4 protein-coding genes are annotated in these 12,177 nt (G+C 68.1%); 2 read left to right on the plus strand and 2 right to left on the minus strand.

Translation table 11 applies throughout. The features are described 5' to 3' along the window. Both ABW137_RS04445 and ABW137_RS04450 read right to left on the minus strand, forming a co-directional pair. A partial coding sequence (locus ABW137_RS04445; protein ID WP_526397283.1) for a fatty acid synthase subunit beta domain-containing protein occupies window positions 1-9,115 on the minus strand: 9,115 nt, incomplete at its 3' end. Window positions 9,116-9,631: 516 nt separating this feature from the next. Then, window positions 9,632-10,372: a glycoside hydrolase domain-containing protein gene (locus ABW137_RS04450; RefSeq protein ID WP_526397285.1), complete on the minus strand. Its 741-nt coding sequence runs from the start codon at window positions 10,370-10,372 to the stop codon at window positions 9,632-9,634. A gap of 181 nt (window positions 10,373-10,553) precedes the next feature. Here ABW137_RS04450 and ABW137_RS04455 point away from each other — a divergent pair, with 181 nt between their 5' ends. Then, window positions 10,554-11,603, plus strand: a complete 1,050-nt coding sequence (locus ABW137_RS04455; protein WP_526397287.1) for an ABC transporter ATP-binding protein — start codon at window positions 10,554-10,556, stop codon at window positions 11,601-11,603. 11 nt (window positions 11,604-11,614) lie between these two features. Beyond that, window positions 11,615-12,177: extracellular solute-binding protein (locus ABW137_RS04460; protein WP_526397289.1), on the plus strand; the 563-nt coding region annotated here is incomplete at its 3' end.

Here is a 12,177-nt window from a genome sequence, read left to right on the forward strand (position 1 = left end):
CACCGGCGATCGCCGACGCGAGCCTGCGTTGGCCGGCCAGCACACGCTGACGTGACGCCGCCTGATAGGCCTCACGCTGGTCGCCCTTGAGCGAGGCGATGAAGGCCTCCGGGTGCACCAGCGCAACCAGACCTGAGACGTGGCCGAACCCGAGGCTGGTCACCAGACCGGCCTTGAGCGGGAACTTCTCGCCCATGCGCAGCGTCTCGCGAACCCACACGAAGTGGCCGGAGGTGGCCAACTCGTCGTCGACGCAATCGAGGCTGCGGTTCGGCGGGACAACACCGTCTTTCAGGACCTGGCACAGCCCCATCATCTGGAAGACCGCCGCGCCGCCCTTGGCGTGCCCGGTGAGGTTCTTCTGGCTGATGATGAACAGCGGCGCACCCTCGGACCGGCCAAGCGAGTCCGCGAGCCGCTCGTGCAGCTCCGTCTCGTTGGGATCGTTGGCCAGCGTCGACGTGTCGTGCTTGGAGATCACGGCGATGTCGTCGGCGCCGACGCCCAGCTTGGCGAGCGAGCGTGCGAGCACCGAGTCCTTGCCGCCACGGCCTGCGCCGAGAGCGCCGAGGCCGGGTGCAGGGATCGAGGTGTGCACGCCGTCGCCGAAGCTCTGTGCGTACGCCACCACAGCGAGCACCGGCAGACCCATCTTCAGCGCGAGGTCGCCGCGGGCCAGCAGGATGGTGCCGCCGCCTTGAGCCTCGACGAAGCCGAGCCTGCGCCGGTCGTTGGCTCGCGAGAACCGGGCGTCACTGATGCCCTTATCGCGCATCACCTTGGTGTCGGCGGTGGCGGCCATGTCGCCGAAGCCGATGACCGCTTCCAGCGTCAGATCGTCGAAACCGCCTGCGACCACCAGTTCGGCCTTGCCGAGCTTGATCTTGTCGACGCCCTCTTCGACCGACACCGCGGCGGTGGCGCACGCGCCGACCGGGTGGATCATCGAGCCGTAACTGCCGACGTAGCTCTGGATCACGTGGGCCGCAACGACGTTCGGCAGAACTTCCTGCAGGATGTCGTTCGGCTTGCTGTGGCCCAGCAGGTTCCCGTGATACATGGTCTGCATCGACGTCATGCCGCCCATGCCGGTGCCCTGGGTGCTGGCCACGAGGCTCGGGTGCACCCAACGCATCAGCTCGTTCGGGCTAAAGCCCGCCGACAGGAACGCGTCGACGGTGGCGACGATGTTCCACAGCGCCACCCGGTCGATCGAGGTGGCCATGTCGGCACTGATGCCCCAGACCTTCGGGTCGAAACCGGTGGGGATCTGCGCGCCGACCGTACGTGTCAGCTTCGTCTTGCGTGGGACGCGAATCTCGGTGCCCGCCTTGCGGGTCACCTGCCAGTCAGCACCGTCGCCGACGGGCTGGATGACCGTGTGCTCCGGGTCGAACTCGACGAACGCCCGTGCTTCGGCCTCGCTGGACACGACGAACGTGAAGTCCTTGTCCAGGAACACCGAAACCAGCAGCGGTGCAGCGTGATCGAAGTCGATCGCGCCGTCGTCGACGAACTCGCGGACACCGCACTTCTCGACGACGACGTCGTGGTAGCGCTCCACGAGATCGGCTTCCTCGACCAGTTCGCCACTTTCGGCGTCGTACCAACCCGGCTTGGGATCGTCCTCCCAGACGATGAGCCCGGTGGTCCATGCCAGTTCGAGGACGCCGGCGGCCGACAGTTCGTTGTCGACCTCCATCTCGAAGCGGGTCCGCGATGAGCCGTACGGGCCGAGTTCGGCGCCGCCGACGATCACGACCAGGTCGGCGGGGTCGACGTCGAGGTCAGCCCATGCAGGCGGCGGTGCCGAGGTGAAGCCCCGCGGCGGTGACGGCAGCGCGGCGATCGTGGCTTCGTCGGGCGAATCGTCTTCGGCTGCAGGCGCACTCATCTCTTCGCGAGCCTTGGCAGCCAGTTCCGCCATGTCGAGCTTGACGTCGCCGAGACCGCCGGTGAGGTCCACCTCGATCGGCTTGCGGGCAGCGGCGACCTTGGACTCGCCGTCGCACAACGCCAGCAGCATCGAGGCCATCTCAGCCGTCGTGTACGTGGTGACGCCAGCTTCTTCGACAGCGCCCACGATGGCGTCGTTGTGACCCATCAGGCCGGTGCCCTTGGTCCAGCCGATCAGCGCGTGCGCCAACGACACTCGCTGCGACCACGACGTCTCGGCCTTCCAGCGGGTGACCAACGCATCGAGCGCGGACTTGGCCTCGCCGTAGGCGCCGTCACCACCGAACATGCCGCGGTTCGGGGAGCCGGGAAGCACGACGTGCAACCGCGACGCGATGTCGCGCTCGGAGCCGATGTGCGACAGCCCCGCGATGAGCCGCTGAACGGCCCACAGCAGAACCTTCATCTCCATCTCGGAACGAGACCCCGCCTCCGACATGTCCCCCGCCACGCGGGGCGCGGCGAACGGGAACAGCAGCGTCGGCGTCAACGCATCCTTGAGGTGAATCGACTTGGGCCCAAGGCTTTCCGTCTGCTCACTGCCCACCCAGCTGACCAACGCATCGATGTCGCCATAGGACGCCATGTTGGCGGGCACCACCCACAGCGTGGCGCCGAACCTGGCGTGTTCGCGGTAGAGGGCCTTGTAGAACGACAACCGATCGTCGTCGAGCTTCGACGTGGTCGCGATGACCGTGGCGCCACCCTCGAGCAGCTGCGCGATCACCGACGCGGCGATCGAGCCCTTGGAGGCACCCGTGACCACGGCGATCTCGGAGTCGTAGCGACCGCTGTCCGGGTTCTCCGCACCTGACGCGGCGCGGCCGTACAGCGAGGCGTGGACGTTGCGTCCCGCCGCCAGGGCCTTGCCCTGCCACCAGTTGGCCTGGGTCGCGACGGCATGTCCGGCCGCCTCGAAGCGCTCGGAGAGCCGCGCCCAGTCCGCCTCGATCTCGTCCTCGTCCGCCAACCACAGCCGGGCGAGGTCCTCACGGGCACTTGCCCACCGATCGTCGAACAGCACCGCCTTGCGGGAATCGAACGCCGGCGCCACCAAACGTGGCCATTCCGAACCAAGTTCGGTCGTGACCAGGTCGATGAGATCGGCATCGCTGACGGTCTCGCTGACGTTGACGGGATTGTCGACGCCGAGCTGACCAAGGATGAGCCTCGCGGCCGAGGCCAGCACGCCGTTGCGGCCGGTCACCTGCTCCGCGAACTCCGTCAGCGCGGCGGAATCCACCACCCCGCCCGCGGCACCCGCGGCCGACGGCAACGACACCGAGACGCCACGACGCGCGGCGACGGCGGTGACCGCACCGTCGATCGCCTTGTCGACCGTGGCCGCATCGGGAAGGGCGCCCTCGTGCAGGTGACCCAACTGGCCACCGCGGACGCTGCTGCCCTCGCGCGTTCCGAGTGCTAGTTCCATCGTGACGTGCTTGACCCAGCCGTCACCGAGTTCCCACGTCTTCTTGACGCGTTCGGCGATGGCCGCGGGACGCTTGCCCGACGGCCCGAGCACGGTGCGCAGCTGGTCGTTCACGGCATCGGAAAGCACTGGGCCGAACGGCTTGTACGTCCTAGCCAGCTTGGTCACCTGTGCCTTCAAGCCACCCAGATCGGCCTCGGCCGCACCGTCGATGGCACCGAGGTTCAACTCGGAGCCCAGGTCGACCAACAGCTGGTTGCGTCGAGACGACGCACCATCGGTGATCGACTCGATCGAGTCCAACTGCTCGATCTGATCGATGCGCATCTTCGCCGACAGCGCGATGAGCGACAACGTCGCGTCATCGGCGCCGAAGGTGATGTCATCCGGACGCGGGCCACCCGACGGGGCGGCAGGTGCCGCTGCGGGGGCAGGCGCCGCCGACGCGGCGGGAGTGGACTCGGCGGCCGGCGCGGGCGCAGAGTCCTCCTCGACGTCGGGATCGATGGCGGGATCCTCGTCCGTGGCGAACAGTACCGGCGCGTCACGCTCTGTGTTGAGCACCTCGGTGGTGTTGTGCGAGTACTCCGGAAGCTTGAGCGTGTTGGTCGCCAGGCCTGCCACCGTCGGCGCCGACTTCACGCCGACCTCGACGAAGCGCTCGACGCCCATGCCGCCCGCGGCCTCCTCGATGAAGAGTAGGTCCTGCGTCTCGATCCACCGGACCGGGCTGGCGAACTGCCATGCCAGCAACTCGATGACGAGCTTGCGGCACAGCTGCCTCGGACGCTCGTTGCGCCACGTGTCGTAGTCGGCCAGGATCTCGTCGAGCGGCTCGGCGGGCACCAGGTCCCTGATCTCCTGAACGAAGTCACGGTCGAGCGTGAAGAGCCTCGGCACCAGGTTCGGGATGTAGCGTCCGACCACCAAGGCGGGGTCGGTGTCCTCCGGCAGCACCCTCTCCAGAGCGCGACGGAAGTCGTCGACGCCGACGCGCAGCACCGACGAGTGGAACGGTACGTCGATGCCCGGCACCAGGATGAAGGATCGCTTGCCGCCGGAGATCTCCCGGCGCTTCTCGACCTCTTCCTCCAGGGCCTCGAGACCACGCACCGTGCCCGCGATGGCGTACTGCGAGCCGCGCAGGTTGTAGTTCACGATCTGCAGGAATTCGCCGGTGCGCTCGGCGATCTCCTCGACGAAGGCATTCACGTCGTCGTCGGGGAGGTCGATCTGCGACGGGCGGATGGCGGCCATCCGGTAGTTCGACCGGCCATCGGCGTCGCGGGGCACGATGTCGTGCATCTTGCTGCCGCGGTGGAAGACCGCCTCCAGCAGGCCTTCCAGGGTGTAGACGCCGGACACGCAGGCCAGCGCGGTGTACTCACCGACGGAGTGCCCGCAGGCGATCGCGTCCTCGACGAACGCACCCTGCTCGCGCATCTCGGCGACCTGGGCCGCGGCCACCGTGGCCATGGCGACCTGGGTGAACTGCGTCAGGTACAGCACGCCCTCGGGGTGGTGGTAGTGCACTCCGCTGGCGATCAGGCTCGTCGGGTTGTCACGCACCACGTGCAGGACCGAGAAGCCCAGCGTCTCGCGCGTGAACTTGTCGGCCTTGTCCCAGATCTTGCGGGCGGCCTTGGACCTGGCCCGGACGTCCATTCCCATGCCCTTGGACTGGATGCCCTGGCCGGGGAACGCGTAGACGGTCTTCGGCGCAGCCAGCTGCGCGGTCGCCGACATCACCAGCTCGCCATCGACCTTTGCGGTGACCTCGATGATCTCGGCGCCACGGTCGATGCCGACGCGGTCCACCCGGAAGTCGATCTCGTCGCCGGGCATGACCATGCCAAGGAAGCGCGACGTCCAGCCGACCAGACGGGCGGGCGGGGTGGCCTTGCCGTCGGTGGCCGTCACCGCGTGCTGCGCGGCGGCCGACAGCCACATGCCGTGCACGATGGGGGATTTCAGGCCTGCCAGCAGCGCAGCGGCGCGGTCGGTGTGGATCGGATTGTGGTCACCGGACACGACCGCGAAGGCACTCATGTCGGTCGGCGCGGCGACGGCCACGTCACGACGGCGGCGGCGCGGCGTGTCGGTGGCGTTGTCGGTGATCGCACCGCCGGCCTGCAGTGGGTCGGCGAGGGCGGTGGCCCCGGTGCGGCCACGGATGGCGAACCGCTCGACGAGCTTGGCCAGCTCGGTACCTTCGGCGTCGGAGATCGTCACCGACACGGGTACGACGCGACCGTACTCGGTGTCCACCGCAGGCGAAGCCGTTGCGGTGACCGTCAATTCGGCCTTCGCGGCGGGCATCGGCGCAAGCAGGTGCGCGGCGTGATCCAGGTGCACCAGACTGAGCAGGCCCTCGACGACCGGGAACCCGGAGTCCGTGGCAGCAGCGCCGATGACGGCGAACACCGCGGGCCAGCAGCGCCCGACCAGCGCGTCGGGTACCAGCGTCAGACCCGGCGCCAGCGGCGCCCCGAACGTTGCGGTGACGCCCGTGTGGTCGGCGACCTCCTCGGGATCCCAGGAGACCGTGACCGTCGCGCTGTCGTCGGTGACGTTCGGGAGGGCTTCTGGGCCGTCCACTCCGGCAGCGATCGCCAGCACGGCGCGCATGGCGGCCGAGGCGTCCTCGGTGGTGACGACGGGCATGCCGCCGTCAACCGTCGCGGACGGGAGGGTGAAACGGATCGTGATCCAGATGTCGGAGAGCGGCACGCTGAGTACCACGTGCTCACCGGTCAGTTCGAGCCGGGAACCGGTGGATGGGTGTGTCGCCGAACGATTTTCATTGACCTGCCACTCATTCGGCGCGCCGATCCGGTGTACCGGGTTGGTCGCGGCGCGGCCGGCCCACAGCACGTTGGGCGAGTCGAGCACGACGGCGAGCGGGCCGGTGACGTCGGCGCGAGCCTGCCTGCGGGAGACCACGGGCACGGGCTGTGCGCCTGATGCCAGCACCTCGTCGATGGACGCCTGCTCGAACCGGTCGAGCAGCTCACCGACGGGCTCGTCGACGCGGGTGATGCCGACGACGGCCTCGGTGCCGGGAATGATGCACACCTCGTCGGCGGTGTACCTGGCGTCGTGGGCCTGCCACAGCGAGTCGCTGCGCCACCAGCGGCGCACGTCCTTGTCGATGACGGGTACGAAGTTCACGGGCTTGCCGAGCGTCTTGCACAGCGTGATGAAGAACGGCACGTCGGCGGGGTGCAGCTTGATCGTCTCGGCGTCGGGGCGCCGCGACAGCAGCGCGGCCACGGCGGCCTGCGGATCTTCAAGCAGCGCTTGGCCTTCGGCGTCGGCGCCGAACAGCGTCTCGATGGGGCCGGAGTCCTGGGGGTGCAGACGGGCCTCGGTGCGCTTGAGCATCTCTTCGAAGCGGTCGCGCCAGCTGCCGTCCAGCCACGGGGAGTTCTCGTACTTGGTGTCGGCGGTGCTGTCACCGTCGCCGATCGCCAACTCCACGTAGCGCTGCAACCACTGCAGGTACGTCATGTCGGCGACGTCGCCGAAGTAGGGCTTGGCGGTCGCGGCCATGGCGGCGATGATCTCGTCGCGTCGTTCGGCCACCGCGTCGGCGTCACCGGCGACGTCGTCGAGCAGGCGACCGCAGCGGGAGGCCGCATTGTCGATCTCGTGGATGTCGGCACCGAGCTGGCTGCGCCCGGATGCCATGCCGCCCTGGGCCTTTCCTGCACCCACCCACACATCGGTGCCGGTGGTCTCGACCAGCAGCTGCTTGACGGCGGGCGACGTGGTGGCCTCCAGAGTGGCCATCGCGGCGGTGCCGACGAGGATGCCGTCGACGGGCATGATCGGGAAGCCGTAGCGCTGCGCCCAGGTGCCCGACAGGTACTCGGCGGCCCGTTCCGGCGTGCCGATGCCACCACCGACGCACAGCGTGATGTTGGACAGGTTGCGCACGTCGGCGTAGGTGGTCAGTAGCAGGTCGTCGAGGTCCTCCCACGAGTGGTGACCGCCTGCGCGGCCGCCCTCGATGTGGACGATGACTTCCCTCGTCGGCACCTCGGCGGCGATCTTGTTGACCGACTTGATCTGGTCGACCGTGCCCGGCTTGAACACCACGTGGGTGATGCCGATTTCGTTGAGCTCTTCGATCAGCGCGACGGCCTCTTCGAGCTCGGGAATGCCTGCGGTGACCACGACGCCGTCGATGGGCGCTCCCGACTGACGGGCCTTCTGCACCAGGCGCTTACCGCCGAGCTGCAGCTTCCAGAGGTAGGGGTCGAGGAACAGGGAGTTGAACTGGATGGCGCGACCCGGCTCCAGCAGCTGGGTCAGCTCCTCGATGCGGGCATCGAAGATCGGCTCGGTGACCTGGCCACCGCCTGCGAGCTCCGCCCAGTGCCCGGCGTTGGCCGCGGCGGCGACGATCTTGGCGTCGACCGTCGTCGGCGTCATGCCTGCGAGCAGGATCGGCGAGCGGCCGGTCAGCCTGGTGAACTTGGTCGACAGCTTGGTCGAGCCATCGGGAAGCGAGACGACCGACGGCGCGTAACTCGTCCATGCCGGCGCCACCGTTGGGGCGGCACCGACGGTGAAGAGGCTGCGCTGCCCGACGCGGGTGGCGGCGGGGACGATGCCCACTCCGAGGCCGCGGATGACGGGGGCGGTGACGCGGGTGATGGTGTCGCTGGGACCGAGGTCCACGATCCACTTGGCGCCTGCGGCGTGCACCCGCTCGATGTCCTGGACCCAGTCGATGGGACGCACGAAGATCGACTCGGCCATCTCGTGCGCGCGTGCGGCGTCGATACCGGTCTTCACGGCCCACTTGTCCACCAGATCGACGCCCTCGGACAGGCGGGGGGTGTGGAAGCCGACCTCGACCTGGACGCTCTCGAACAGCGGGGCGAAGACGGCGCCGCCACGGAGCTTGTTCTTGCGCTCCGCTTCTTCCTTCTCGGTGATCTTGCTGCAGTACAGCTCGAAGCGGGACAGCTGCTCGGGGGTGCCGGTGATGACCACCGACCGCCTGCCGTTGCGAATGGACAGCACGGGCGGCAGGACCGTCCGCACGTCGGTGGAGAAGTCCTCGAGGAGTTCGGCGACGCGCGCCGGATCGACGTTGCTGACCGACACCATCGGCGACTTGTCGCCGCGACCGACCATGCCCCGGCGCCGCGAGATCAGTGAGCCGGCGGCTCCGATCAACTGCAGCAGCGCGAGCAGTTCGGCGTCCGCGGTGCCCTCGGTGCGCAGCGATTCGCAGCCTGCGATGCCCTGGGAGTGGCCGACGGCGACGACCGGCGGGGTGCCGTAGAGATCGAGCCCCTGACGCAGGGTCGCGCGGATGGCGGCCATCTGGGTCAGCAGGATGCCGGGAGTGGAGATGGCGGCGGTGGTCAGCTGCTTGGTGGTGGGCAGTGGCTCGTCGGCGGCCAGTGCGCGCACCCACTGCATGGGCTCGAAGCCGATCGGGCGAACCCCGACGAGCTCACGGGCGACGGGCTCCAGCAGGAGGGCGGCCTCGCCGATGACCTCGCTGAGCTCCGACTCGATGCCTGCCGAACTGATCAGCTCTTCCAGGTTCTCCAACCAGCGGCCACCCTGGCCACCGAACGCGACGGCGTAGGGCTCCCCCGCATTCAGCAGGTCGACAAGCGCGTTCGCACCCGGCTGCGCCGAGGACCCCTCGTTGGAACGACCCTTGCGGCCGGTGGAAACCCTGTCATGTTCGTTGATCGTCACGTCTTGCCATCTCCTCGGTGCGCTCTCGCGCGTATCGCTGTAGCGTCTGCGGGGCTTCGTGCAGTGCGGATGTCCTGCGTCCTCAGCAGTGAGGCCCGCTCCCCTGCGGGGTCGGGCGATTCGGCATCGAATCCCGACTGGTGCTCGGTCGCTTCTCGGTAGGGCCTTGATGAAGGACCAGCTGCCATAAGGGTGTCATGAGAACCGGGTCCAGTTTCGCGGCCCAAATGGTTACTGGCGAGTTCTACGCGCGGGTAACCACCCCTTGGATAACACGTGCTTCCAGCCGCCTCCGACACTTGCGGGACAAACGTCCTGCATGTAGGTGGTTACGCTCGAGTAGCAACAACAGCGCAGATCAAGGCAGTACTGTTACCAAATCGTGATCTTAGATTTTCGGCCCGCATCCCGCCGCGCCGACCGCTCGAAAATCTCCGCATCGGCGCCGGCGCCACCTTCGACCGGCGCGCCAATCCGGAGAAATGTTTGCTGTATGACCCTACCGACCGGTAAGTCTCAGTCCCATTGGCCAAATCGCGGCTTGAGAATGTGGTTGAGGTCGACGCCGACGCCCCCGACGCTGCGCTTGTCGATCTCGACCTGGTGCAGGTGCGCCGCCGGGTGCGTGTAGCCCTTGGGCGATCCCCAGTTGTGTTGCCAGAAGTACGAACCGAGGCCCTCCTGAACCGCCCACTCGATGGTCTTCGAGTTGGCGTAGACGCCGACGCGCTGGTGTCCGAGTACTGCCTCCCAACCCCGCAAAAAGGGAGAGACCTGCTGTTTGTACTGCTCGAGGGACGGGTCGTCGTCGATCGAGGCGTATATGGGCGCCCCATACGAGCCGCCCGCCGCGACGTGTAGTTGCCAGCCGCGCTTGGCGTGCTGCACCCCCGCGTTCTGCCCACCCAGCCAGTCCGCGCTGTCCTGCTTGCCGAACTGGTAACAGGACACGATCTTCAGGCCGTTCCGATAGAGGTCTCTTGCCTCAGGTAGCTGAATCGGCTTGCCGAGCATCCAATCACCACCCGGCCTGCGGTCCGAAACGTAGCGAATCGCGCCCGCCGCCCCGGAGGCACGAATGGCCGTGGCCGGGATCACACCCGCTGCATAGTCGAGGAGCACGCCCAGGGGCGCGTCGGCCGAGGCCGTCGCAGGGGCGAGCGCCGCCGACACCGCGCTCGCGAGCGCCCCGCCCAATCCAACCGCCGCAGGCGCGGCCGCGGCGTACTGGAGCACCTTTCGCCGGGAGATCCCCATGACCACAGGGTATGACAACCGTCCCAATATTCTCACCAACGCCACTGGTCACAGCTGCATCAAGATTCTCACATCGCGCCACTGGGGGACGCGGAACTGAAACCGTCGACAGGAGGCGGCAATTCTGCGGAATCCGTACGTTGCGCTGCGATGCGACGGACGCATCCATACGATTCAGCCCATGCCATCCGGCCTCAGCGATCCGCAGATCGAACTCGTCGGCGTTCGCAAAGTGTTCGGAGACGCGATCGTCGCGGTCGACGGCGCCGACCTGACCGTCGAGGACGGCGAGCTGTTCGCCATCCTCGGCCCGTCCGGCTCGGGCAAGACCACGGTGCTGCGCATGATCGCCGGCTTCGAGCAGCCCACCGAGGGAACGATCCGGCTCGGCGGCGCCGACGTCACCGCACTGCCCGCCCGACGGCGCGACGTCAACACGGTGTTCCAGGAGTACGCCCTCTTCCCACACATGAGCGTCGCGCAGAACGTCGAGTACGGCATGAAGGTCCGGGGGGTCCCGAAGGCAGAGCGTCGTCAACGCACCGCCGACGCGCTCGCCATGGTCCGGCTCGACGACTACGGCCCCCGGCGGCCCGCGCAGCTGTCGGGTGGGCAACGCCAGCGGGTCGCCCTGGCTCGCGCCCTGGTGGGCCGACCCAAGGTCCTACTCCTCGACGAGCCGCTCGGTGCGCTCGACCTCAAATTGCGTGAGCAGATGCAGGTGGAGCTCAAGGCAATTCAGCGCGAGGTCGGGATCACCTTCGTCATCGTGACCCACGACCAGGACGAGGCGCTGACCCTGTGCGATCGGCTCGCGGTGTTCAACGACGGACGCATCGAACAGGTCGGCCGGGCGCGCGACGTCTACGAGAACCCGGTCAACCGCTTCGTCGCCGACTTCGTGGGCACGTCCAACGTGCTCGACGGCGACGCCGCCCGAACGCTGGTCGGCCGGGACGGCATGTTCGCGGTCCGGCCCGAACGCATCGCCGTGCTGGCCTCGGGGACCGGGGCGCTGCCCGGCAGCCGGACCGTCGACGCCACCGTCTCCGAGGTCATCTTCGCGGGGCCGACGACGCGGGTGGCCGCCGTCGCGGCGCCGGGGGTGACGCTGACCGCCACCGTCCTCAACGCGGCGGCCGCACTGCCCGAGGACCTCGCTCACGGCGCCAGGATCACCATGGCCTGGCCCGACAGTGCCGTCCACGACCTGACATCGGAAAAGAAATGATCGGAGCGTCAATGAAACTCAGTGCGTTGCGGGTCGGCTTCACGGTTGCCGCCTGCGCCGTCCTCGCCGCCGGGTGCTCCAGCTCGTCGTCCGGCGGCGGTGGCGCCGCGGGCACGACGCCGCCCAAGATCGACCAGCCCAGCGCCGTCGGCAACGGCGAGGGTCAGCTGAACCTGATCGCCTGGGCGGGCTACGCGGAGAACGGCTCCAACGACAAGACCGTGGACTGGGTCACCCCGTTCCAGCAGCAGACCGGCTGCCAGGTCAACGTCAAGGTGGGCAACACGTCCGACGAGATGGTGCAGCTCATGCGCACCGGCCAGTACGACGGCGTGTCCGCCTCGGGTGACGCGACCCTGCGGCTGATCTACGCCGGTGACGTCGCACCCGTCAATACCTCACTGGTGCCGAACTATTCGTCCATCTCGCCCTTCCTCAAGGACAAGCCGTGGAACTCGGTGAGCGGGCAGATGTACGGCATCCCGCACGGCTGGGGCGCCAACCTGCTGATGTACGACACCGCCGTGGTCAAGGACGCCCCCGACTCGTGGGGCGCGGTGTTCGAGGACAACGC

Source organism: Mycobacterium sp. (assembly GCF_040509115.1).
Taxonomy (GTDB): domain Bacteria; phylum Actinomycetota; class Actinomycetes; order Mycobacteriales; family Mycobacteriaceae; genus Mycobacterium.

Excerpts from the sequence above, each read along its gene's own strand:
- ABW137_RS04450 (WP_526397285.1), bottom strand. The coding sequence starts at position 10,372 with ATGGGGATCTCCCGGCGAAAGGTGCTCCAGTACGCCGCGGCCGCGCCT.
- ABW137_RS04455 (WP_526397287.1), top strand. The coding sequence starts at position 10,554 with ATGCCATCCGGCCTCAGCGATCCGCAGATCGAACTCGTCGGCGTTCGC.